This is a genomic window from Erythrobacter dokdonensis DSW-74, from assembly GCF_001677335.1.
Classification (GTDB): domain Bacteria; phylum Pseudomonadota; class Alphaproteobacteria; order Sphingomonadales; family Sphingomonadaceae; genus Erythrobacter; species Erythrobacter dokdonensis.
Map to the genome: position 1 here is coordinate 160611 of NZ_LZYB01000004.1, position 24103 is coordinate 184713.

A 24103-nucleotide genomic window follows, 5' to 3' on the forward strand; every position below is an offset into this window, starting at 1 on the left:
CCCTACTTCCTATACGCCGCGAGCGCCACAATGGCCGCACCCAGCGTACAGGAAATCAGGAAATTGAAGCCCGCCAGCGAGATGCCGAACATCGTCCAGGGCGCGACATCGCAGCGGATCAGGGGCGCAGCGGAGACGTCCATCACGTCGATCCCCGAAGGCAGGGCGGAGCAGCCGGTGATGCCCGGCCACCAGCCATATTCGACCCCCGCATGAAAGCCCCCGATGAGGCCCGAGGTAATGATCGCGAGCCCCGCCAGCGCCACCCATACGCGCGCGGGCTTGAGGAAAAATGCCAGCGCACCAATGCCAAGCGCCGCGAAATGCGGATAGCGCTGCCACCAGCACATCTCGCACGGCGGCAGGCCGAAGCCGTATTGCGCGATATAGGCGCCGCCGAGCAGCGCACCAGGAACCAGCACGGCCAGCAGCCGCGCCTTGTTCAGACTGTCCATGCCGAAGGCCTTAACGCTTGGCCGGGCGCAGCGCCACCGTGCTCGCGGTGGTGCGGCGCAGGGTCTCCATCGCGTAGTGGAGCTGGAAATCCTCCACGCCCTGATCCTTCAGCTCATCAGCGGTGAGCTGGAACCGCGGATCGGCAATGCTGTCCGATTCCATCTCCTCGTCCTTGATGCCGATCTCGTTGATCAGGTGGCCGCGCAGGTCGCTCTCGCGGGTCTGGTACTTCTGGCGCAGTGCAAAATCGGGGTCGGAGATCTGCGGCACGGCGATGTCGGGCTTGATCCCGCCTTCCTGCACCGACTTGCCAGACGGCGTGAAATAGCGCGCCGTGGTCAGCTTGAGCGCGGCGTCAGGGCCGAGCGGCAGAAGCGATTGTACCGAGCCCTTCCCGAAGCTGCGCTCGCCCATCACCAGTGCGCGGCGGTGATCCTGCAGCGCGCCCGCGACGATCTCGGAGGCGGAAGCCGAGCCGGCGTTGATCAGCACGATCACCGGCACGCCTTCGGCCATGTCGCCGCGATAATGCGTCTCGGCATCGTAGAGGATCGTCTCGCCACGCGCACGCCCGCGCTGGCTCACGATCCGCCCCTCGGTCAGGAAGAGATCGGCCAACGCAACCGATTCATCGAGGCTGCCTCCCGGATTGTTGCGCAGGTCGAGCACCAGCCCGTTGACCCGTCCGGCAGCTTCCTTGCGGATATCCTGCCAGGCGGAGAACACGTCCGCGCCGACATCGGCGGAAAACTCGTTGACGGTAATGACCCCGATATTGCCCGCGCCCAGTTCATGCGTCACCGGCTCCAGCTCGATTACGCCGCGCGTCACTTCGACTTCGAGTGGCTCGTCACGGCCGGGGCGGAAAATCGTCAGCCTGATCGAGGTGCCCGAAGGCCCGCGCATCTGCGCCACCGCATCATCGAGGCTGCCGCCATAGATCAGCGTGCCATCAAGATGCGTGATGAAATCGCCGGCCTTGATCCCGGCATTGTCTGCCGGGCTGCCGCGGAAGGGGGAAACAACCTTGACCGCCCCGTCCTCCATTACGACCGAGAGGCCCAGACCGGAATAATTGCCATCGATCATTGTCTCGAGTCGCTGCAGGTCGCCGCCGTCGAGATAGGCTGAATGCGGATCAAGCGCGGCCAGCATCCCGTCGATCGCGCCGCGGATCAGCACGTCATCCTCTACCGGCTCGACGTAGCTCGCCTTGACCCGTTGAAAAACCGCAAAAAGCTTGGCGAACTCGGGGCCGGCGCGGCCGTCGACCTGAGCCATGGTGGCGGTTGTGGCGGGGATCAGCGCCACCGCAGTGACAAGCGCGGCGCTGCGCATGAGAGCGGCGAATTTCATGAGACGTGCAAGGCTCCTTCGGCTTGCGAATGTATAGGGTTGCAGGCCTTAACGCCAGATGAGAGCGCACCCGTGCTCCGGCGCGGATTCAGACGCTGTGCGCAACCCCTGAAAGATCAGCCTTAATTCACAAATTGCAAGGGGTTGACCGGCTTTCCGTCGCGCCGCAGTTCGAAGCTTACCGGAGCCTCGCGCCCGCCTGCTACCCCGATCGGGCTCCCGCTGATGACGCTGTCGCCGACTTCGGCATCGATCCGGGCAAGGCCGGTGACGAGGCTGGCCCAGCCGCCCTCGTGCTCGATGATGACGATTCGCCCGAAGCCGCGATAGGGGCCGGCAAAAGCAACGCGGCCATCGCCGGGCGCCACCACCTGTGCGCCCGCGACCGGCGCCAGAACCAGTGCGCTGCTCGGCAAACCACTCTCACGCCGCGCACCAAAGCCGATCAGTGTGCGCCCGTCGACGGGCAGCTGAAACGACACCCGCCTTGCCTCTGCCGCCTGCACCGGGAGCACTTCTTCGGGAGCGGCGGGCAACGCAACAGACAGATCGGCCGGTCGCAGCACCGGGCCTGGGAGCGCGGCCAACTCGCGCCGCAAGGTCGCGACATCGTCAAGCCGGGCGACCAGTGCATCCAGATCGCGCGTTTCCTCGGCCAGCGCTAGCGCCCGTTCGGCTTCGCGCTGGGCTGCGCCGCGCGCTTCGCGCATGGCGAGGCGCTGACGGTTCTCGAGCGCGGCGAGCGCGCTGCGGCGTTCGCGCAGGTCCGCTTCACCAGCGCGAAGTTGTGAAAGTGCACGAGCGGCATCGGCTTCGAGTGCGCGCCCCCTTTCGAGCTCGACCCGCAGATCCGCCGTGCGCGCCTGAATCTGCGGAACGGCACTGTCGAGCACGGCACGGACATAGACCAGTTCCTTCAGCGAACCGGGCTGCAGGGCGGAGAGCGCCAGTGGACGACGCGAGGCGGTCTGGAGGGCGGCCGCAAGGCGCGCGGCAGGCTCCTGCTGCTCCGCCAGCCTGGCGGTGAGTGCGGCGCGTTCCGCCCGGACCAGCGAATAGTTTGCACGGGCCAGTTCGATATCGGCCTCGGCCTGCTGGATGCGTGCGGCCAATGCTGCGGCCTCGGCAGCCGTTCGGGTGGCTGCTTCTGTCGCAGCCTCGGCTTCGCGGGTCAGCCGGGCGGCGCGGGCCTCGGCGGCGGCGCTCTCGCGCGCGGCGCGGGCCAGTTGGGCCTCGGCCTCCTCGGGCTCGACCAGCAGGACAGAAGGTGTCGCCCGCGTCTCCGGCAGAGCGAGGGCCAGCACGGCACAGGCGGCAAGCGTCGTCAGCAAGGCAAGCGGCACGCGGGGCGTCATGGCGTCGGCTTTGCCCGATTTTCAGGCGCGATGATAGGGATGTCCAGAAAGGATCGTGGTGGCGCGGTAGAGCTGCTCCACCAGCATCGCGCGGGCCATCATGTGCGGCCATGTTGCAGGGCCAAAGGCGAGCAGCAGGTCGGCCTCGGCGCGCTCGGCATCCGAATGGCCGTCCGCCGCTCCGATCATGAAGCGGGTCTCGCGCACGCCCTCATCGCGCCACTTGCCGATCAGGGCGGCGAAGGCCTGGGACGACATGGCCTTGCCGCGCTCGTCAAGCAGCACGGTGCGGCAGGGGGTGAGCGGTTCTGCGACCTTGCCCGCGCCAGTATCGGGCCATTCGGTCAGCTTCACCGGCCAGGTGAGACGCTTGGCATAGCGATCGACCAGCTCGCCCTCAGGCGACCGGCCAATCTTCCCGCGCGCGATGATGTGGAGAAGGATAGAAATGCCCTCACGTCAGGGAGCCAGAACGGGCTGCGGCGCAGCCCGCAAGCGCGACCGACCGACCGCAGGCGCTCAAGCCCGCAGGGCTTGAAACAGCGCCGAGGACGTGGCCGCGGAGGCGGGCACGCAAACAAGAAAATGCCTCAGACTCTGCCTGACGCCGCCGCATCGCTCCCCTCGAACGACCACATGCGTTCAAGGTTGTAGAAGCTGCGCACTTCAGGGCGGAACAGGTGCACCACCACGTCGCCTGCGTCGATCAGCACCCAGTCGGCCGCCGGCAAGCCTTCGACCCGCGCAGGGCCGTAGCCGGCTTCCTTGATCTTCTCCGCCAGCTTCTGCGCCATAGACGCCACCTGCCTGGTTGAGCGACCGCTGGCGATCACCATGTGATCGGCAATCGAGCTCTTCCCCGCGAGCGGGATCGAGACGATTTCCTGTGCCTGGTCATCGTCAAGCTGGGTCAGCACCAGCTGGTGCAGCGCGTCGCTTCCCATGTCAGCCTGCGCGATCGACTGCGCCAGCTTGGCGGCAGCCTGGACCGGGCCGGAAGGAAGGGATGCGAACAGGGCCTCGTTCATCGGCAATCGGGTATCTCCAGAGTTCAGGGCTCAGGCAGCGAACATGACGCGGACCGGCAAGCAAAGGAGCCGAAACGCGTTGCCTGCGCCTCATGCATCCTCCCCGGACCGGATTTTGCGGAATGTAAGCCGATCACGCACCGGCGCATTTCCATCCTGGCCGAGGATGTCCTCAGCCCACCCCGCATGAGCACGGCGAAGGGCCGTGGCCGAGCGGTGATCCGGATCGAAACGCAATAACACCAGGGCCGGTGCGCTCCATTGCCCCCGTTTCCGAAAACTGGCGGCAGACACACGGTAGCGCCTGAGCCAGGCCATGGCGGGGCTCGCCACGGCATCAGCATCATAGCCGGGGCGAGCGATGACCGCAATCGGCATTGTCCGGGCGATCCGCCGCCAGTCCTTCCAGCGGTGGAATTCTGCGAGATTGTCGGCGCCCATCAGCCACACGAAGCGCCGCCCGGGATAACGGCGCTGCAACATCCGCAGGGTGTCGACCGTATAGCGGGTGCCTAGCTGCGCCTCGATCGCGGTCGGCACGATCGGCGCAAGGCGCGCCTGCAACCGTGCCGAAAGCAGCCTTGCCCGCAGAGGAGCCATGCCGGCTTCGGGCTTCAGCGGGTTGCCGGGAGAGACCAGCCACCAAAGCTCGTCCAGCCCCAGAGCGTCGATTGCGAACAGGCTGATCCGCCGGTGCCCGCCATGCGCCGGGTTGAAGCTGCCGCCGAGCAGCCCGGTCAGGACGGGGCGGGATCGCAAGCGCCGTTTTCCGCTCACTCAGGGCCGCGTCTGGCCCTGCCCGCGCACCTGCCACTTGTAAGTGGTGAGGCCTTCGAGCGCGACCGGCCCGCGGGCGTGCAGCCGTCCGGTAGCGATGCCGATTTCCGCGCCAAGGCCGAACTCGCCTCCGTCGGCGAACTGGGATGAGGCGTTGTGCATTACGATGGCGCTGTCGACCTGTGTCAGGAACCGCTCCGCCGCCACCTCGTCCGATGTCACGATGGCATCGGTATGACCCGAAGAATGGCGCGCGATATGTCCGAGCGCCGCCTCCAGCCCGTCCACCATCGCCACAGACAGCACGGCGTCGAGATATTCGGTGTCCCAGTCATTGGCACTCGCCGGGATGACCCGGTCATCAAGCGCCCGGATGCGCTCGTCGCCACGCACTTCGCAGCCCTTGTCGATCAATGCCCCGACCAGTTCGGCCGCCCTTGCGTAATCCGCGTCGATCAGCAGCGTCTCCATGGCCCCGCAGATTCCGGTACGGCGCAGCTTGGCATTGAGCGCGATGGCCTCGGCCATGGCGGGCTCGGCGGCGGCATGGATATAGGTGTGATTGATGCCGTCGAGATGGGCCAGCACCGGCACGCGGGCGTCGGCCTGCACGCGCGCGACGAGGCTCTTGCCCCCGCGCGGCACGATCATGTCGATGAGACCCGCCGCAGCGAGCATCGCCCCCACCGCCGCGCGGTCCTGGGTCGGGATCAGCTGCACGGCTTCAGCGGGCACGCCGCCTTCAACCAGCCCGCGGGTCAGCGCCGCGTGGATAGCGCGATTGGAATGAACCGCCTCGCTCCCCCCGCGCAGCAACGCCGCGTTTCCCGCCCGCACGCATAGCGCAGCGGCATCGGCGGTGACATTGGGGCGGCTTTCATAGACGATCCCGATCGTGCCGATGGGCACGCGGATACGCTGGAGTTTCAACCCGTTGGGCCGATCGGTAGTGTCGATCACCTGCCCCACGGGATCGGGCAGATCCGCCACCGCACGCACGGCAGCCGCAATGCCCGCCAACCGCGTCTCGTCGAGCGCCAACCGGTCAAGCATCGCCTTCGCCAATCCGCGCGCCTCGCCCGCAGCAAGGTCCTTTGCATTGGCTTCGAGAATGGCTGGAGACTCAGCTTCAAGCCGGTCTGCTGCGCGGTGAAGCGCGGCCGCGCGGGCCTCGCTGGACATGGCGGCCAGTCCGCGCTGCGCTGCGCGCGCCTGCCGGGCGAGCGCACCGACCAACGATTCGGGATCGGTAGTTACATCCTGGATTTGCTGGGTTGCTGTAGTGTTCATGGCGCGCGTCTTAGCAGGCGTGCCGTGCAATGTCAGGTGTGCCCCCCGTTACTCTTCGAAGCGGCTGGCACGAATCGGGAACGGGACGGCCGTCGATACGCAATATCCGACAAGATGGTGGCGATCCTGCGGAAGATGGCTCTGCGATGAACCATTCGCCGCGATTCCGCATCGGTTCACCCCTTGCCGGCCCGCGGTGATTCGACCCTCGGGATTTGCCCTGATAGCGCCCGTCGGTGGGGCATAGATAACAAAATCGGGGCCGCAGTGTCAGACAGTTTTTCCGCGCGCAAGTGGGCCGAGCAGCTACGCTCCTGGTTCCCGGACCGCGAATTCTTCATGCGCTCGCAAGGGCAGGTGCGCTTCATCAAGGTGTCGTCGAAGCTGCAGATGCGCGCTGCTGCCGCGGTGCTCGCCGTGGTGATGGTGTGGCTCGTCAGCCTCGCCGTCATGGCGTGGGGCCAGTACCGTGCCGAGGCCGACCTTGCCTCCTTCGCCCAGGAAAAGGCGCGGGTCGCCAAGGCCGAGGAACGGCTGGAGGCCTATGGCGGCAACCTCGACCGGGTGGTGGACGATCTCCAGCAACGCCAGGACTTCCTTGAGAACATGGCACGAATGCTGCCGGAAGATATCGTTGCCGAAGGCAGCGCCACCGGCACCGTCACCGATTCCACCGCCGAGGCGGCCAAGACGGTCGAGAAGGTCGGCGCGCTGATCCCGCAGGCACGCGGCCTCGCGCAGATCGAGGCACGCCAGCTGGCCGTGGTGGAACGCCTGACCCGCTTCGCGGATGCCCGCGCCCGCCGCGCCGAGGCCGCGATTCGCAAGCTCAATCTCGATCCCCGCATGCTCAGCCGCAAGGCGCAGCAGGGCATGGGTGGTCCGTTCGAGGCGATTTCGCAGGCGGGCGAGCAGATCGATCCGCGCTTCGAACGCCTCGGCCTCAGCCTGGCCCGCATGGCAGTGCTTGAACGCGCGCTTGACGGCATACCGCAGGTCGTGCCGGCAACAGTCGAGAACATCACGTCGGGCTTCGGCTACCGCCGCGACCCGTTCAACGGCCGCGCGGCAATGCATTCGGGCATCGACTTCAAGGGCGCGGTCGGTTCACCGATCTTCGCCGCCGCCAAGGGCCGCGTTACCTTCGCCGGATGGAAAGGCGGCTATGGCAAGGCGGTGGAAGTAACCCATCCCAACGGTCTCGTGACCCGCTATGCCCACCTCTCGCGTATCGACGTGAAGCCCGGCCAGAAGGTCGCTGCCGGAGCGACACTGGGCGGGATGGGCAATACCGGCCGCTCGACCGGCCCGCACCTGCATTTCGAGGTTCGCCTCAATGATCGCGCGGTCAATCCGCGCCCCTTCCTGGAGACCGCACCCGATGTTCTCAAAGAAGCCCGCGGACGCCGACCGGTCCGCACCTCCGCCAGCGCGGCCGTCAAATAGGAGCACTCCGATGGGTTCCGGCTCGACCTTTTCGGTGATCGGCGCCGATGTGGTGATCAAGGGCGATATTGCCGCCACCGCCGATCTGCATGTCGACGGCACGATCGAGGGTGACATCAAGTGCGCCAGCCTCGTTCAGGGCGAAGCGAGCAACATTCACGGCGCAGTGGTGGCGGAAAGCGCGCGGCTTGCGGGCCGTGTCACCGGTTCCATTACCGCCCGCGAGCTGGTGATCCTCAAGAGCGCCATAATCGAAGGCGATGTGCATTATGACGCGCTGACCATCGAACAAGGCGCGCAGGTCGACGGGCGCTTTGCGCCCAATGCCCGCCAGCCGGTCAAGGCCGTGCCTCCCGCCAGCATCGAGGCAGCGGAATAAGCGCCCCATCAATGTTTCACGTGAAACCCCCTCGCAAGCAGCACGCTGGAGGGGGTCAGGCAAGGGTCGAGGGGGGCTCTAGGCCCCGGTGAAGTCGGCCTAGAGCACCTCTGCCCGCAGCGTCTTGCGATCAAGCTTGCCGATGATTGTCTTGGGCAGGTCCGCGCGGATCACCACCGCGTCGACCCGTTCGTGCTTGCCGATCTTCGCGTTGAGCCAGTCGCGCAGTTCCTCTGCCGTGGCCGAGGCGCCGTCGTGGAGCGTCACATAGGCACGCGGCACCTCGCCGCGATATTCCTCCGGCACGCCGATCACCAGCGCCTCCTTCACGGCGGGATGTTCGAGAATCACATCCTCGACCACGCTCGGGAACACCTTGAAGCCGCCGACCGCGATCATGTCCTTGATGCGGTCGACGATTTCGAGGAACCCGTCGGCATCGATCCGCGCGACATCGCCGGTGCGCAGGTAGCGCTTGCCGTCGCGCTCGACGAAGGTATCCGCGTCGGTTTCGGGCCGGTTCCAGTAGCCGCGCATCACCTGCGGACCGCATACCGCGAGTTCCCCCGGCTCGCCTTCGGGAGCGAGGCTGGCGGGGTCTTCCTTGTCGAGCAGGATGACCGCCGTTCCGGGCACCAGCTGACCGATGGTGCCGCGCTTGCGGGTGCCTTCGTATGGATTGGCCGAGACCACGCCCGCGCTTTCGGTAAGGCCATAGCCTTCGACCAGCCGGACGCCCGTGACCTCTTCGAAGCGGACATGCACCGGCCCCGGCATCGGCGCCCCGCCCGAAATGCAGACCTTGAGGCTCGAAAGGTCATATTCGCCAAGCGCCGGATAATCGAGGATCGCCTGGAACATGGTCGGCACACCGGGAAAACCGGTGCACTTGTAGCGCTGGATCGTCTCCAGCACCTGTTTGGTCTCGAACCGCGGCACCATGGCGATCGCGGCGCCGCTCACCATGGCGTGATTGAGCAGCGCGGTATTGGCGAAGACATGGAAGAACGGCAGCGCCCCCATGAAAACCTCGTGCCGCGCATCGCCGAAGGGATTGAGCGCGGCGACCTGCTGCGCGTTCACCGAAAGCTGGTCATGCCCCAGCATCGCCCCCTTGGGCCGGCCGGTGGTGCCGCCGGTATATTGCAGCAGCGCCAGATCGGCGGGAGTGACATCGACCGGTGCGGGCGCCTTGTCCGGGGTCATGTCCGCCCAGCTCCGGATCGCCGGGCCATAGGCGACATCGGCAATCTGGCTGCGTTTGAGCAGCTTCAGCGCCAGCCCCTTGTACCACGGCAGCATGTCGGCAAGGCTGCCCACCACCAGCGTTTCGAGGTCCGAGGCGTCCAGCACCTTGTGTGCTGTCTTGTAGAGTTCCGGTACATCGAGCGTCACCAGAACCCGCGTTCCGCTGTCGGCCACCTGCCAGCTCAGTTCCTCGACCGAGTAAAGCGGCGAGAAATTGACGACGATCGCGCCCGCCATCATCGCGCCGTAATAGGCCGCGGCATAGATCGGGACATTGGGCAGGAACAGGCCGACCCGGTCGCCCTTGGCGATGCCGAGCGCCTGCAATCCGGCGGCAAAGCGCTGCGCATCGCGCAGGATTTCCCCGTAGGAATAGGTGCGCCCGAGAAAATGCAGGAAAGGCGCCTGCGGATCGGCGCGCACTGTGCGCGCGAACATCTCCGGCAAGCTCATCGGCTCGAACCGGGTGTCCTTGGGGATAGGGTGATGGTAGAGCGCGCTACTAACAGACATGTCAGTAACATTGGCCGAGTTTGCAGGCGCGCACAAGCGAAACCCGCGCGGCAGGTGCTAATTTTTCGCAATTGCTGGAAGCGGTTCCCGGAGCGCGGTGGATGCACTCCGGGAACCCGCTGTCAGGCTCAGATGAACCCGCTTTCGGGGTCGATCTTTTCTTCCTCGGCTTCGGCAGCGCGGCGCGCGGCCAGCCAGGCCTCGGCCTCGGCTTCCTGCGCTGCCTCTGCAGCGGCCTTGTGGCTCGCCTCGCGCTCGGCGCGCAGTTCCTCGATCAGCTTCTCGCGCTCGTCGCGCTCGCCCGTGACCGCAGGCTCGCCGCCCTCGCTCGGACCGGCGCGCTTGGCGGCCTTGGCCACCACCGCATCGAGTTCGCGCTGCGAGCACAGGCCGAGCGTGACCGGATCCTTGGGCTGGATGTTCTGGATGTTCCAGTGCGAGCGCTCGCGAATCGCGCCAATGGTGTTGCGGGTGGTGCCGATCAGCTTGGAAATCTGCGCGTCCGACACCTCGGGGTGATTGCGCAGGATCCAGGCGATGCCGTCGGGCTTGTCCTGACGCTTCGACACCGGGGTATAGCGCGGGCCCTTGGTGCGGGTCACCTCGACCGGCGCCTTGTGCATCCGGAGCGCATAGGCGGGATCGGCCTGGCCCTTCTCGATTTCGGCCTGGGTAAGCTCGCCGGCGTGGACGGGATCGCGGCCGGTATACTTGCTGCCCGCCAGATCGTCGGCCATCGCCTGCACCTCGAGGATGTGCAGCCCGCAGAACTCGGCGATCTGCTCGAACGACAGGGCGGTATTGTCCACCAGCCACGTCGCGGTGGCGTGCGGCATCAGCGGCTTGGGCTGATCCTTGGTAGCCATGGGGGAATCTCCGTTGAAAATGAAAGGGCCGCCCCTTTCGGAGCGGCCGCCTTGGCAGCACAGATAGGCGAAACGCTGCGAAACGGCAAGGAAAAGGGAGTCAGAAGGCCGGAATTGCCTGAAGGCTGACCGCCTGCTCCTCTTCCAGCGCGACCAGGCCCGACAGAAACTGCCGCGTTGCCGCTTCCCATGAAAAGGATGCGCCATGGGCGGCGCAGGCGCCGCGGTCGCAGTACCGTGCCGCGTCGATCGCGCGGGTGAGGTCTTCCGAGAGAGCGCCCACGGCTTCGGTGACGATGTCGAGCGGCCCCGGCACCGGAAAGGCGGCAACCGGCGTGCCGCACGCCAGCGCTTCGATAATCACCAGCCCGAAGGTGTCGGTGCGGCTCGGGAAAACGAACACGTCGGCCCCGGCATAGCAGCCCGCCAGTGCCTCTCCGGTCTTCTTGCCGAGGAACAGGGCATCCGGGAACTTCGCCTCCAGCGCCGCGCGTGCCGGACCGTCACCGACCACGACCTTGGTTCCCGGATAGTCGCAAGCGAGGAAGGCCTCGATGTTCTTCTCCACCGCGATCCGCCCGACATAGAGCAGTATCGGCCCCGCGAGGCCGGCATATTCGGGCGGCGGGGCAGCTTTTGGCGTAAAGCACGACAGATCGACGCCGCGGCTCCAGTGGGTCAGCCGGGTCAGGCCCTCTTCGCGCAATTGCGTGCGGATCGTCTCGGTCGCCACCATGATCGTTTCCGCCGGGCGGTGGAACCAGCGGATATAGGGCCAGAACACCCGCGCAGGCAGGCCGGTGCGGCGGGCGAGGTAATCGGGAAACTGGGTATGATAGGCGGTGGTGAAGGGCACCTTGCGCCGCAAGCAATATCGGCGGGCGGCCAGGCCCAACGGTCCCTCGGTGGCAATATGCACCGCCTCCGGAGCGATTTTCGCCAGCCGCCGCCCGACCGCGCCCGGGACAGTCAGCGCGAGGCGGATCTCGGGATAGGTCGGCGCCGGCAGCGACGGATAGCTTTCAGGCGAAATCACGGTGACGTCATGCCCCCAGCGGTGCAGCACCTCGCAAGTGGTCGAAAGCGTGCGCACCACCCCGTTCGTCTGCGGGTGCCAGGCATCGGTGACGATAGCGATTGATGCAGGCGCGATCGATGCCGAGGTGCTCGCCAAGGTCCCTGTCTCGGGAAGGATTGACGTCAGCCGGTTCACGCCGCCTCGCGCGCCGGATCGTCCTGCGGGGCTGCGGCAGCGGCCTCACTCTCGGCGCGGCGCTTCATTTCCTCGGGCCAGTGGAGGATCTCCATCCGCCCGTCGTGATGTTCGACCAGCGCGTTGCAGCCTTCCACCCAGTCGCCATCGTTCCAGTATTCGACCGGCTTGCCATTGTGCTGGAAAGTGCGGAACTCGGCAGTGTGGATGTGGCCGCACACCACCCCGTCGACCCCGCGCTCGCCTGCCGCGCGGGCGACGACTTCCTCGTACTTGCCGATGAATTCGACCGCGTTCTTGACCTTGTGCTTGGCCGCCTTGCTGAGCGACCAGTAGGGCTTGCCCATCCAGCGCCGCACGGTGTTGACCGCGATGTTGCACTTCATCATCAGGTGATAGGCATGGTCGCCCACGAAGGCGAGCCAGCGGTGCGAGAGCATCACCGCGTCGAATTCGTCGCCGTGCAGCACCATCAACCGCCGGCCATCGGCGGTATCGTGGAAGGCGGCACGGCGGATCTCGATCCCGCCGAAGTTCAATCCGGTGAACTGGCGGAACATCTCGTCGTGGTTGCCGGGGATATAGACCACCCGCGTGCCGCGTCTGGCGCGCTTCATGATGCGCCACACGATGTCGTTGTGCGCGGCGGGCCAATAGAACTTCTTCTTCAAGCGCCATCCGTCGATGATGTCACCGACCAGATACATCGTCTCGCTGTCCACGCTATCGAGGAAGTCGATCAGCAGCTCGGCATTGCAGCCCTTGGTGCCGAGATGGACATCGCTGATCCAGATCGTGCGATAGCGGCGCCTGGCGCCCCCTTCGGGTTCGGGCGTGCGCGGACGGCCGGGCGGAAAGCTGGCGATGTTGTCGTTGATGAGATCGGACAGATCGGCACCGGTCATGGGCAACCCTCGCATGTCATGGCGTGCTTTGGCTCAGCCATGGCAGCGAAATGTTACAAGGGACTCACAGGTAAATGACGGTTCCGCGTCATTTTCCGATAGTGTTACGAGTCAGTTATGATTCATCGCGGCAAGTCCTATCCGCCTGCGACCTCCAGCACGATCTTGCCGATATGCTGTCCCGCCTCCATCCGCGCATGGGCGGCGGCGGCTTGCGCCAGCGGGAAGGTCATGTCCATCACCGGCGACAGCTCCCCGTCACAGAACAGCGGCCAGGCATTGTCGGCGATCTCGTCGGCGAGTGCGGCCTTGAAGGCATCGGTGCGCGGGCGCAGGGTCGATCCGGTCAGGGTCAAGCGGCGCATCATCACCAGCGCCATGCTTAGTTCCGCTCTTGCCCCGCCCAGCACGGCGATGGTGACATGGCGGCCATCTTCGGCGAGGCATTTGAGATTGCGCGCGACATAATCGCCCGACACCATGTCGAGCACCACGTTGACGCCGCGCCCTTCGGTGTGCGCCATCACCGCCTCGACGAAATCGGCCTCGCGGTAATTGACCGCGAGGTCCGCGCCGATCCGGGTCGCGGCGGCGCATTTGGCGGCATCCCCGCAAGTCACGACGACCTCCATCCCGAAGGCCTTGGCGAGCATGATTGCCATGGTCCCGATGCCGCTGGTGCCGCCGTGGATCAGCACGCTCTCCCCGTCACGCGCAAGGCCGCGCTCGAACAGGTTGTGCCACACGGTGAACAGGGTTTCGGGCAGCGCGGCGGCTTCTGCCAGCAGCATCCCTTCAGGCACGGGCAGGCAATGCTGCCAGTGCGCCGCGCAATATTCGGCATAGCCACCCCCGGGCGTGAGGGCGGCGACATATTGCCCGATCAGCTCGCGGGGCACTTCGCTGCCCACGGCGACCACCTCGCCCGAAACTTCCAGCCCCAGAAGCGGAGAGGCTCCCGGCGGCGGCGGATAGGCGCCCGCGCGCTGCAGGCAGTCAGGACGGTTGACCCCGGCATAGGCAACCTTGATCAGCACATCGTCCGGGCGCAGACGCGGCAGGAGCAGGCTGTCGATGCGCAGCACGTCGGCTGGCCCCGGCGCATCGTAGACGATGGCAGACATGCTTTCGGGCAGGTCTGCCCCGGAACCCACTACCATCACCGCTATCCCCCTGATTGCCGCGCGTTTACCACGTCGCGAGGGCAAATAACCGCCTTGCCGATTGACAGCAAGCCGCTTGGGGCTGATGCTGCACGGCAATGGAAGAACCGGATCTCCCACGCGCCAAAGGAGACGCGGCATCGCGCCTCGCCGCCGAGGATCTCGGCCCCTATTCACAAGCCGAACTCGACGAGCGCATCGCTCTGCTGCAAGCCGAAATCGTCCGTGTCACCGCGCACAAGGGCAAGGCCGCCGCGCACCGCGCCGCAGCCGATGCGCTGTTCGGGAAGGGGGGCGCATGAACCGCACCGCTTTTCCGCCATTGCGCGCGCAAACGGATTCGCAATTTCCTGCGACCATCCCATATAGTCTGCGCACGACTCCGACCGCTCCCTCGTCAGGAGCATCCTTCGCCCTCTCGTAGAGATTTCCCATGCCCAGCTTCGCACAGAACCTCGAACGGACCCTGCACAACGCGCTCGGCAATGCGTCCGAACGCAAGCACGAATATGCGACGCTCGAACACTTGCTGCTGGCGCTGATCGATGACGAGGATGCCGCCCAGGTGATGGCTGCCTGCGGGGTGGATCTTGCCGAACTGGGCGAGGTGGTGAAGCAGTATCTCGATCAGGAATACCAGTCGCTGAAGACCGAGGACGGGGCCGATCCGCAGCCCACCGCGGGCTTCCAGCGGGTGATCCAGCGCGCAATCCTGCACGTGCAGTCTAGCGGAAAGGACACCGTCACCGGCGCCAACGTGCTGGTCGCGCTGTTCTCGGAACGCGATTCCTATGCGGTCTATTTCCTCCAGCAGCAGGACATGAGCCGGCTGGATGCGGTGAGCTATATCAGCCACGGCATCGGCAAGGGCGGCCGCCAGATCGAAAGCAAGACACCGCAAGGCACCGACAAGCCCGAAGAAGCCGCGCAAACAAGCAAGGAAAGCGGCAACAAGAAGGAAACGGCGCTCGACCAGTTCACGGTGAACCTCAACGCCAAGGCGGAAAGCGGCAAGATCGATCCGCTGATCGGGCGCGGGCCGGAGGTTGACCGGACGATCCAGATCCTGTGCCGCCGCTCCAAGAACAACCCGCTCTATGTCGGCGATCCCGGCGTGGGCAAGACCGCGATCGCCGAAGGTCTGGCGCGCAAGATCGTCGAAGGCGATGTGCCGGAAGTCCTCTCGGAAGCGGTGATCTACTCGCTCGACATGGGCGCGCTCTTGGCGGGCACGCGCTATCGCGGCGATTTCGAGGAACGGCTCAAGCAGGTCGTCTCCGAACTCGAACAGATGCCCCACGCGGTGCTGTTCATCGACGAGATCCACACCGTGATCGGCGCGGGCGCGACCAGCGGCGGGGCGATGGATGCCTCGAACCTGTTGAAGCCCGCCCTGTCGTCGGGCGCGATCCGCTGCATCGGTTCGACCACCTACAAGGAATTCCGCAACCACTTCGAAAAGGACCGCGCCCTGCTGCGCCGGTTCCAGAAGATCGACGTGAACGAGCCGACCATCGAGGACACGGTCAAGATCCTCAAGGGCCTGCGTTCTGCCTTCGAGGAGCATCACAAGGTCAAGTACACGCCCGATGCGATCAAGACCGCGGTCGAGCTCTCGGCGCGCTACATCAATGACCGCAAGCTGCCCGACAAAGCGATCGACGTGATCGACGAGGTCGGAGCGATGCAGATGCTGGTGCCGCCCAGCCGCCGCAAGAAGACCATCACCGCCAAGGAAATCGAAGCGGTGATCGCGACCATGGCGCGCATCCCGCCCAAGTCGGTATCGAAGGACGACAAAAAGGCGCTCGAAAACCTCGAACGCGATCTCAAGCATGTCGTCTTCGGCCAGGACGAGGCGATTACCCGCCTCGCCACCGCTATGAAGCTGAGCCGTGCGGGCCTGCGCGATCCGGACAAGCCGATCGGCAGCTTCCTGTTCTCCGGCCCCACCGGCGTCGGCAAGACCGAGGTCGCGCGCCAGCTCGCCAGCATCATGGGCATCGAGCTGAAGCGCTTCGACATGTCGGAATACATGGAACGCCATTCGGTCAGCCGCCTGATCGGTGCGCCTCCGGGCTATGTCGGCTATGACCAGGGCGGGCTGCTGACCGATGCGGTCGACCAGAACCCGCATTGCGTGCTGCTGCTCGACGAGATCGAGAAGGCCCACCCCGACCTGTTCAACATCCTGTTGCAGGTGATGGATAACGGGCGCCTGACCGACCACCACGGAAAGACGGTCGATTTCCGCAACGTGGTGCTGATCATGACCACCAATGCGGGCGCCGCCGACATGGCGCGGCAGGGGATCGGTTTCGGCGACGTCAGCAAAGAAGACGCGGGCGACGAGGCGGTGAAGAAGATGTTCACCCCCGAATTCCGCAACCGTCTGGATGCGATCGTGCCGTTTGCCTATCTCGGCAAGAGCACCGTGGCGCGCGTGGTCGACAAGTTCATCCTCCAGCTCGAACTGCAGCTGGCCGAACAGAACGTCCACATCCAGTTCGACAGCGATGCGAGGAGCTGGCTGGCGGACAAGGGCTACGACAAGCTCTATGGCGCGCGTCCGATGGGTCGCCTGATCCAGGAAAAGATCAAGCAGCCGCTCGCGGAGGAACTGCTGTTCGGCAAGCTGTCCGACGGCGGCGAGGTGCATGTCAGCATCAAGGACGGCAAGCCCGCCTTCGAGATGACCCCGGCCCCGCCCAAGGTGAAGGCCAAGCGCAAGGCTCCGCCAAGGAAAAAGCCCGCCGCCAAGAAGGCCGCTCCGGAAACGGACGAGAGCTGAGACCGATCGCAAAACGAAAGGGGCGCGGGAGAGGAACCTCTTCCGCGCCCTTTTTGTTTGAGGCAAGATGACCGCCCCCTTCTCCTGGATCCGGCCCGCGCCGCAGGGCATTTACGTCGCGCCAGCCGATATCTGGGTTGACCCGTCGCGCCCGGTTCCGCGCGCCCTCGTCACCCACGGGCACGCAGATCACGCACGCGGCGGACATGGAGAGAGCATTGCGACCCCGGCGACCCTCGCGATCATGCAATTGCGCTACAACACCCGCGAAGGCGCGCGCCCGGCGGAGTATGGCGAAACCGTCAGTCTGGGCGGCGGCGTCACCGCGACCTTCCTGCCTGCGGGACACGTGCTCGGCTCGGCGCAGATCCTGCTCGAACATGCAGGCGAACGCGTCATTATCACCGGCGATTACAAGCGCGTGCCCGATCCCACCTGCGCGCCCTTTGCCGTCACCCCCTGCGACATCTTCATCACCGAGGCGACCTTCGGCCTGCCGGTCTTCACCCACCCGCCCATCGGTGAGGAGATCGGCAAGCTTCTGAAAGTGTTGCAGGAAAATGCCGACGGCTGCATCCTCGTGGGGGCCTATGCGCTGGGCAAGGCGCAGCGGGTGATCGCAGAGCTGCGGGCGGCAGGACTTCATGACACCATCTGGCTGCACGGGGCGATGGAGGCCATGTGCCGGCTCTATGAAGAACACGGGGTGGCGCTCGGTGATCTCAGGCTCGTCAGCGATGCGCCATCAAAAGAGGCGCTGCGCGGCCACATCGTCATCGCCCCTCCTTCCGCGCTCAATGACCGCTGGAGCCGCCGCCTGCCTGATCCCATCACCGCCATGGCGAGCGGGTGGATGCGGGTGCGCGCCCGCGCCCGCCAACGCGGGGTGGAGCTTCCGCTGGTGATCTCCGACCATGCCGACTGGAACGAACTCACCGCCACCATCACGCAAGTGAACCCGCAGGAAACCTGGATCACCCATGGCCGCGAGGAGGCGCTGCTGCGCTGGTGCCAGTTGAACCAGCGCCGCGCCCGCGCACTGGCGCTGGTGGGCTATGAGGACGAGGACGATTAATGGAGGAATTCGCCGCCCTCCTCGATGCGCTGGTCTACACCACCAGCCGCAATCGCAAGCTGGCGCTGATCGCGGACTACCTGCGCGCCGCGCCCGATCCTGACCGTGGCTGGGCGCTGGCGGGCCTGACCGGGGGGCTGGATTTTCCGGCGGTCAAATCCTCCACTATCCGGGGCCTGATGATGGAGCGGGTCGATCCGGTGCTGTGGACGCTGAGCCGCGATTTCGTCGGCGACACGGCGGAGACCGCCAGCCTGCTGTGGCCCGAACCGAAAACGCAAGCGCCAGGGCAAGGCCTGACGCTGACCGAGGTGGTCGAACGCCTGTCAGCGCTCACCAGGACGACCGCGCCGATAGAGCTGCCCGCGCTGTTCGACCGGATGGATGCCAAAGGCCGCTATGCGCTGATCAAGCTGGCAACCGGCGGGATGCGGGTGGGCGTTTCGGCGCGCCTCGCCAAGACCGCCTTCGCACAGGCCTTTGGCGTGGCGGTCGAGGAGGTCGAGGAATACTGGCACGCGCTCACCGCGCCCTATGACGCGCTGTTCCGCTGGGCGGCGCAGGGCGAGCCCGCGCCCGACCTGGCCAACGTCCCGCGCTTCCGGCCCTTCATGCTCGCCCACCCGCTGGAAGAAACGCAGGTCGATCTCGAAGACTATGCCGCCGAGTGGAAGTGGGACGGGATCCGCGTGCAACTGGTACGCGCGGGAGGAGAAACGCGGGTCTATTCGCGTTCGGGCGACGATATTTCAGCCACCTTCCCGGAATTTCTCGATGCCCTGCCGGTAGAGGGGGTGCTGGACGGGGAATTGCTGGTGCGCGGGTCGGCGCAGGGTGGCAAGGCTGGAGGCGCGGCGAGTTTCAATGCGCTCCAGCAAAGGCTCGGACGCAAGACGGTTTCGGGAAAAATGCTCAAGGAGTATCCCGCCTTCATCCGCCTCTACGATGTCCTGCTGCTGGAAGGCACCGACTGGCGCGAGGCGCCGTGGAAGTCGCGCCGCGCAACTCTGGAAGGGCTGATGCCGCGCCTGCCGGAAAGCCATTTCGATCTCTCGCAACTGGTCGAGGCGGAAGACTTCGCCGCGCTCGCCGCCATCCGCGAAACCGCGCGCGACGAGGCGATCGAGGGCCTGATGCTCAAGCACCGGACAAGCCCCTATCTCGCCGGGCGCAAGGTCGGGCTGTGGTACAAGTGGAAACGCGATCCGCTGCTCGTCGATTGCGTGGTGATGTATGCCCAGCGCGGCTCGGGAAAGCGGTCAAGCTTCTACTCCGACTACACCTTCGGCTGCTGGGACGGCGATCCCGATGCGGGCGCGGAATTGCTCCCGGTGGGCAAGGCCTATTCGGGCTTCACCGATGCGGAGCTGAAGAAGCTCGACAAATTCGTGCGCCAGAACACGGTGGGTCGCTTTGGCCCGGTGCGCGAGGTGAAGCGCGAACTGGTCTTCGAGGTGGCCTTCGATTCGGTCCACACCAGCAAGCGCCACAAGTCCGGCCTCGCCATGCGCTTCCCCCGCATCCACCGCATCCGCTGGGACAAGCCCGCGCACGAAGCCGACCGGGTGGAGGGGTTGCGCGCATTGATAAAGGACTGAGCGCGGCCTACTTCACCCGCACACCACGGGAGAGATTCATGTCCTATGCCACCGCCGCGCTTGCCACCTATGCCAACATGCTCGGCACGCTCGATCACCTCGTCGCCAAGGCCGAAGGCCATGAAAAGGGCGAGGCGCTGCTGCAATCCCGGCTGGCCGAGGACATGTTCCCGCTCCACACCCAGATCCGCTTCACCATCGATCAGGTAGCGACAGCGCTGAACCGTCTCGGGAACGCCGGATTCGCTGCCGACGATAGCGACATCACCTCCCTCGCCGATGCCCGCGCCCGCATCGCCGCCGCGCGCGATGTGGTCGCAAACACCGACACCGCGACCTGGCCCGCGAGCGGCGATACGGTCGAGTTCACCCTGCCCAACGGCATGGCCTTCGCGATGCAGGCCCACGAATATTGCCGCGACTGGGCCACGCCGCAGGTCTATTTCCACCTGATGGCCGCCTATGCGATCCTGCGCGCCGAGGGCCTTGCGATCGGCAAGGCGGATTACCTCGGCTACATGATGAAATATCTGAAGCAGCCCGCAGGCTAGCCAAGCGCCGCGGCCACCGCCTTGGCGTGGTGCTTCGCGTTTTCGGCATAATGCGCCACCCCGATCCGCATTCCGGCGATGGCCGGTTCAGGCAGGTCGCGCAGCTTGACCGCGGGCCGCCCGGCCCAGAGCTCGCGCTCGCCCATCACCTTGCGCTCGGTCAGCATCGCGCCTGCGGCCAGCATCGCATCCGAGCCGATCACCGCCTTGTTCATGACGATCGCACCCAGCCCGACAAAGCCGCGGTCGTGAATTGTGCAGCCATGCACCATCGCCATGTGGCCGATCAGCACATCATCGCCGATCACCAGCGGGCAGCCATCGGGATCGCCGGGGCGCGGCGGGTCGCAATGGAGCACAGAACCGTCCTGGACATTGGTGCGCTCGCCGATGCGGATCGTGAAGACGTCAGCGCGCAGCACACAATTATACCAGATCGATGAACCCGCGCCGATCTCGACATCGCCGATGATGGTGCAGCCCGGCGCGATGAAGGCGGTGTCGTGGATTTTCGGGGTTTTCCCGTGGATCGGGATGATGTTGACGCCCGGTCGTTCGGGGTTGCGACTGGTCATTGCTGGCTCTCCCATTCTTCGCGGGCCATGGCATAGGCGATAATGCGCGGATTTTCGGAATCGAAATCGGCGCTGTCGAAATCGAGATCCTCGCGCCGTTCCATTCCCAGGCGCAGCATCAGGCCCCAGCTGCCGGTGTTGCCTTGCACCGTCAGCGCGATAACCTCGTCCGCGCCGAAACGGTCAAAGGCGAGTGCAAGCGCGGCGGTGGCGGCCTCTTTTGCATAACCCTGCCCCCAGGCATCCTCGCGCAGCCGCCAGCCGACCTCCATCATCCCCTGCGGTCCGCCCGCCTGATTGGAGCGCTTCAATCCGCAGAAGCCGAGCAGCACGCCATCCTCCCTGCGCTCGACCACCCAGAAGGTATGGCCGTGATCGTGCCTGTAGGATTCGAGCCGCGCCCGCGCGGCAGCCCGCGCGGCCTCGTCCGCCACCCCGCCCAGCCAGCGCATCACGGCAGGCGTATTGGTGACGCGCCAGAACTCCGGCCAGTCCTCCTCGCGCCAGTCGCGCAAGGCAAGGCGGTCGGTTTCATGCCGGAAGGCATCGGAGGACTCAGCCATTCAGCAGGCGGGCGACATGGGCGGCGTGATAGGTCAGCACCCCGCTGCATCCGGCGCGCTTGAAGGCGATCAGCTTTTCCAGCACCAGCGCGTCTCGATCGCCGATGCCGGCGGCCTGTGCCGCCTCGATCATCGCGTATTCGCCGGAGACCTGATAGGCGAACACCGGCACATCGAAGCGCTGCTTCACGCGGTAGATGATGTCGAGATAGGCGAGGCCCGGCTTGACCATCACGCTGTCCGCCCCTTCCGCAATGTCGAGCGCCACTTCGCGCAGCGCCTCGTCGGCATTGGCGGGGTCCATCTGGTAGGCCTTCTTGTCGCCTTTCAGCAGCCCGCCGCTGCCCACCGCATCGCGGAAGGGGCCGTAGAAGGCGCTGGCATATTTGGCGGCGTAGGACATGATCTGGACATTGGGATGCCCGTTCATCTCCAGCGCCATGCGGATCGCGTGGATGCGGCCGTCCATCATGTCCGAAGGCGCGATGATGTCCGCGCCCGCATTGGCCTGGTTCACCGCCTGGTCGACCAGCACCGCCACCGTCTCGTCGTTCACGACATAGCCGCTCTCGTCGATCAGCCCGTCCTGCCCGTGGCTGGTATAGGGATCGAGCGCCACGTCGGTCAGCACGCCGATGTCGTTGCCACAGGCGTCCTTGATCGCGCGGATCGCGCGGCACATCAGGTTGTCGGGATTATGCGCCTCGGCCCCGTCGTCGCTGCGCAATTCGCGCGGCGTGTTGGGGAACAGCGCCACGACCGGAATGCCGAGGCTGGCTGCCTCCTTCGCGCGCGCCACGATGCCATCGACCGACCAGCGCGAAACACCGGGCAGGGTCGCCACCGGTTCCTCCACGCCTTCGCCAGCGGTGACGAACAGCGGCCAGATGAGGTCGGCGGGAGTCAGCACCGTCTCGCGGTGCAGCGCGCGGCTCCAGCCGTGGCGGCGGGTGCGACGCAGGCGGGTGTTGGGATAGCTTCCGGTCATAGCCCGAGGTTTAGGCGCAATGGCGCCCGCGCGACAAGCGGTTCGTTACCGGCAGTTCGTTACAGCGAACGCGCCTGTCCGGTCCGCTTGGCAAGGTCGATCTTCTCGATCTCGCGCACCGGCTCCTCGATCTCGGTCGGCAGGGGTTCGAGATCCTTCAGCGCTGCGCCGGTTTCCACTTCCTTCAGCCGGATCAGCTGGCGACGGAAATCGATCAGTTCGGTGCCGGTCAGTTCGGCGCGGCTGACAAAGCTGACGCTGGCGGGATTGATCGCCCGCCCGCCGCGATACATTTCGTAATGGAGGTGAGGGCCGGTCGAAAGCCCGGTCGAGCCGACATAACCGATCACCTGTCCACGGCGCACCTGCTGGCCGCGGCCCACCGCCATGCGGCTCATGTGGCAATAGCGGGTCGACAGGCCCCCGCCATGCTCCAGTCGCACCGCGATGCCGCAGCCGCCCGCGCGGCCCGCAGCGCTCACCCGCCCGTCGCTGACGGCGACGATCGGCGTTCCGTAGCGCGCCTTGAAGTCCATCCCGGCGTGCATCCGCTTGTAACCCAGGATCGGATGGCGGCGCATCCCGAAGCCCGACGTGATCCGGCCCGGCACCGGAGCCAGCAAGCCGCCCCGCTGCTCGCCCACGCCCGATGCCTCGTAGAAACGACCATCCTTGCCCCAGCGCATCAGCTGGGTGCGCGGCTTGCCGCCGCGATCGACCCCGGCATAGAGCAATTGCCCCGCCTGGCGCTCGCCGGTTGCGGCGCGGCGATAGGCAAGGATGATATCGAATTCGTCGGTGGAGCGGACTTCGCGTTCCATATCGACCTGCGCATCGAGCGCCTTGAGATAGTCCTGCACTGCGCTCGCCGGGACCCCGGCCTGCCGCATCGAGCGGTACAGACTGCTGCCGACCGTGCCGCGCACGCGCAGCGGGGTCTCGTCCACGCGGATGATGTTGCGTTTGAGCGCCAGGGGTCCGCTCGGGATGACTGGCGTGCCATCCTCGGCGGTTTCGCCGACACCGGGCCGGGTGAGTTCGAGTTCGAGATCGAAGCGGGCGCGGAAGGCGAGGCTGTCCAGCGGGCGCGGCTGGCCCGGAGCCGGGCGGCGGCCCAGCAATACGTCAAGCTGGGTGCCCGGAGCGATATCGGACAGCGGCACAGCCTGCCCGACCAGCGCCTCGGCGCGGTCGATGTCGCCGGATGCAACGCCCGCGCGGCGCAGCATGCTGGCAAAGCTGTCGCCCGGCGCCAGCGTGACCACAAGCTGGATCTGGGGCCGTTCCGGCGCGCTCTTCAGGGGGATGACATGCCCGGTCGGTCCCATGCGGCGGCCCGAATCCGCGCCCAGCGCCAGCGGCAGGATCATCTGGCTGCGCATTTCGCTGACCACCTCGTCATCCTGCGGCATGGCAGGACGCGCTTCGAGCGGGGTCAGGTCGGGCCAGAATGCCAGCGCCAGCGCGCCGAGACCGACCATCGTGCCGACACCGCGAAACCAGCGGCGGCTGCCGATATTCTCGGCCAGATCGGGCGCGAGATCGAGGCCGTCGAACCAGCGCGAGGCGGCGAGCTTCCATTCGTCATATCGCTCGCTGAAACCATTGACCCGGGCCACCACCTTGCGCCGGGCCTGCTCGGCCTTGGTCGGGGGAGCGAGCTTCCTGGAATTGCGCAGGTAGGGGAGCAATTCGCGCGCGGCCTCGGGATCCACGGGGACGGCGGCAGGGACGGGCCCGACCGGCATTGGTGCGCGCGCGCGGTCGCCCGTTTCGGGCGCGCTATCTGCCTCGGGCAGCTCGCCTGGATTGCGCGCGTGGTCCAACATCATTGCCCCGACTGTCGTGCCCCTTGCGGGCAGACCCCGCCCGCCTTGTCGCATTTCTCTGCCCGATCAAAGTAAACTTCGCATTAACCAGCGACCAAATGCATCACGGGTGCGATAAGTTGTTGCCCGTATGAGCGA

The 24103-nt window shown here is 66.0% G+C and carries 23 protein-coding genes; 7 read left to right on the top strand and 16 right to left on the bottom strand.

Annotation, left to right across the window (positions count from 1 at the left end; all coding sequences use genetic code 11):
- Positions 1–2: 2 nt before the first annotated feature.
- The 7 genes from I603_RS09540 to I603_RS09570 form a co-directional block, all read right to left on the bottom strand.
- On the bottom strand, positions 3–455 hold the full coding sequence (locus tag I603_RS09540) for a disulfide bond formation protein B (protein ID WP_068864460.1): 453 nt from the start codon (positions 453–455) through the stop codon (positions 3–5).
- A 10-nt stretch (positions 456–465) separates the two neighbouring features.
- Positions 466–1812, bottom strand: coding sequence for a S41 family peptidase (locus I603_RS09545; protein ID WP_068864462.1), 1347 nt, complete (start codon positions 1810–1812; stop codon positions 466–468).
- A gap of 122 nt (positions 1813–1934) precedes the next feature.
- Complete coding sequence (locus tag I603_RS09550; protein ID WP_068864464.1) at positions 1935–3167, bottom strand: murein hydrolase activator EnvC family protein; 1233 nt, start codon at positions 3165–3167, stop codon at positions 1935–1937.
- Positions 3168–3188: 21 nt separating this feature from the next.
- On the bottom strand, positions 3189–3611 hold the full coding sequence (locus I603_RS09555; RefSeq protein ID WP_068864466.1) for a 23S rRNA (pseudouridine(1915)-N(3))-methyltransferase RlmH: 423 nt from the start codon (positions 3609–3611) through the stop codon (positions 3189–3191).
- A gap of 146 nt (positions 3612–3757) precedes the next feature.
- A complete protein-coding gene (gene rsfS / locus I603_RS09560; protein ID WP_086621927.1) occupies positions 3758–4111 on the bottom strand; it encodes a ribosome silencing factor in 354 nt (117 codons plus the stop codon).
- A 174-nt stretch (positions 4112–4285) separates the two neighbouring features.
- Positions 4286–4954: a nicotinate-nucleotide adenylyltransferase gene (locus I603_RS09565; protein WP_068864469.1), complete on the bottom strand. Its 669-nt coding sequence runs from the start codon at positions 4952–4954 to the stop codon at positions 4286–4288.
- 18 nt (positions 4955–4972) lie between these two features.
- Positions 4973–6262 (bottom strand): glutamate-5-semialdehyde dehydrogenase, encoded by a 1290-nt coding sequence (locus I603_RS09570; protein WP_068864471.1) that lies wholly within the window; start codon positions 6260–6262, stop codon positions 4973–4975.
- A 339-nt stretch (positions 6263–6601) separates the two neighbouring features.
- On the opposite strand from I603_RS09570, the gene I603_RS09575 reads away from it, so the two are divergent.
- Together I603_RS09575 and I603_RS09580 are read left to right on the top strand one after the other, a co-directional pair.
- The gene (locus tag I603_RS09575; protein ID WP_068864784.1) at positions 6602–7708 is read left to right on the top strand and encodes a M23 family metallopeptidase; all 1107 of its coding nucleotides are present in this window, start codon (positions 6602–6604) and stop codon (positions 7706–7708) included.
- Between the two features lie 10 nt (positions 7709–7718).
- Positions 7719–8087: a bactofilin family protein gene (locus I603_RS09580; RefSeq protein WP_068864472.1), complete on the top strand. Its 369-nt coding sequence runs from the start codon at positions 7719–7721 to the stop codon at positions 8085–8087.
- A gap of 99 nt (positions 8088–8186) precedes the next feature.
- Here I603_RS09580 and I603_RS09585 read toward each other — a convergent pair whose 3' ends face one another.
- From I603_RS09585 to I603_RS09605, 5 genes are all read right to left on the bottom strand, one after another.
- The gene (locus I603_RS09585; RefSeq protein ID WP_068864474.1) at positions 8187–9848 is read right to left on the bottom strand and encodes an AMP-binding protein; all 1662 of its coding nucleotides are present in this window, start codon (positions 9846–9848) and stop codon (positions 8187–8189) included.
- Positions 9849–9976: 128 nt separating this feature from the next.
- On the bottom strand, positions 9977–10714 hold the full coding sequence (locus I603_RS09590; RefSeq protein WP_068864475.1) for a DUF1013 domain-containing protein: 738 nt from the start codon (positions 10712–10714) through the stop codon (positions 9977–9979).
- 100 nt (positions 10715–10814) lie between these two features.
- A complete protein-coding gene (locus tag I603_RS09595; RefSeq protein WP_407643900.1) occupies positions 10815–11918 on the bottom strand; it encodes a glycosyltransferase family 4 protein in 1104 nt (367 codons plus the stop codon).
- Positions 11919–11923: 5 nt separating this feature from the next.
- Complete coding sequence (locus I603_RS09600) at positions 11924–12847, bottom strand: UDP-2,3-diacylglucosamine diphosphatase (RefSeq protein WP_232305343.1); 924 nt, start codon at positions 12845–12847, stop codon at positions 11924–11926.
- Positions 12848–12969: 122 nt separating this feature from the next.
- Positions 12970–13992 (bottom strand): NAD(P)H-quinone oxidoreductase, encoded by a 1023-nt coding sequence (locus I603_RS09605; RefSeq protein WP_232305344.1) that lies wholly within the window; start codon positions 13990–13992, stop codon positions 12970–12972.
- A 101-nt stretch (positions 13993–14093) separates the two neighbouring features.
- On the opposite strand from I603_RS09605, the gene I603_RS09610 reads away from it, so the two are divergent.
- The 5 genes from I603_RS09610 (at position 14094) to I603_RS09630 (ending at position 20010) form a co-directional block, all read left to right on the top strand.
- Positions 14094–14297 (top strand): DUF1192 family protein, encoded by a 204-nt coding sequence (locus I603_RS09610; protein ID WP_068864477.1) that lies wholly within the window; start codon positions 14094–14096, stop codon positions 14295–14297.
- 131 nt (positions 14298–14428) lie between these two features.
- Complete coding sequence (clpA, locus tag I603_RS09615; RefSeq protein WP_068864479.1) at positions 14429–16786, top strand: ATP-dependent Clp protease ATP-binding subunit ClpA; 2358 nt, start codon at positions 14429–14431, stop codon at positions 16784–16786.
- Positions 16787–16853: 67 nt separating this feature from the next.
- Positions 16854–17861 carry a ligase-associated DNA damage response exonuclease gene (locus tag I603_RS09620; protein WP_068864481.1) on the top strand — a complete coding sequence of 336 codons (1008 nt, stop codon included), beginning with the start codon at positions 16854–16856 and terminating at the stop codon, positions 17859–17861.
- On the top strand, positions 17861–19459 hold the full coding sequence (locus I603_RS09625) for a cisplatin damage response ATP-dependent DNA ligase (protein ID WP_068864483.1): 1599 nt from the start codon (positions 17861–17863) through the stop codon (positions 19457–19459). The genes I603_RS09620 and I603_RS09625 overlap by 1 nt, the downstream gene beginning before the upstream one ends.
- A 38-nt stretch (positions 19460–19497) precedes the next feature.
- The gene (locus I603_RS09630) at positions 19498–20010 is read left to right on the top strand and encodes a DUF1993 family protein (protein ID WP_068864485.1); all 513 of its coding nucleotides are present in this window, start codon (positions 19498–19500) and stop codon (positions 20008–20010) included.
- Here the strand turns inward: I603_RS09630 and I603_RS09635 are convergent.
- Genes I603_RS09635 through I603_RS09650 form a run of 4 tightly spaced genes read right to left on the bottom strand, consistent with a single transcriptional unit; the run spans position 20007 to position 23968 of the window.
- Positions 20007–20585 carry a gamma carbonic anhydrase family protein gene (locus tag I603_RS09635; RefSeq protein WP_068864487.1) on the bottom strand — a complete coding sequence of 193 codons (579 nt, stop codon included), beginning with the start codon at positions 20583–20585 and terminating at the stop codon, positions 20007–20009. The genes I603_RS09630 and I603_RS09635 overlap by 4 nt on opposite strands.
- Positions 20582–21148, bottom strand: coding sequence for a GNAT family N-acetyltransferase (locus I603_RS09640; RefSeq protein WP_068864489.1), 567 nt, complete (start codon positions 21146–21148; stop codon positions 20582–20584). The genes I603_RS09635 and I603_RS09640 overlap by 4 nt, the downstream gene beginning before the upstream one ends.
- Positions 21141–22136, bottom strand: a complete 996-nt coding sequence (gene hemB, locus I603_RS09645; protein ID WP_068864491.1) for a porphobilinogen synthase — start codon at positions 22134–22136, stop codon at positions 21141–21143. Before hemB ends, I603_RS09640 begins: the two co-directional genes overlap by 8 nt.
- A 59-nt stretch (positions 22137–22195) precedes the next feature.
- The gene (locus tag I603_RS09650; RefSeq protein ID WP_324613948.1) at positions 22196–23968 is read right to left on the bottom strand and encodes a peptidoglycan DD-metalloendopeptidase family protein; all 1773 of its coding nucleotides are present in this window, start codon (positions 23966–23968) and stop codon (positions 22196–22198) included.
- Positions 23969–24103 lie beyond the last annotated feature (135 nt).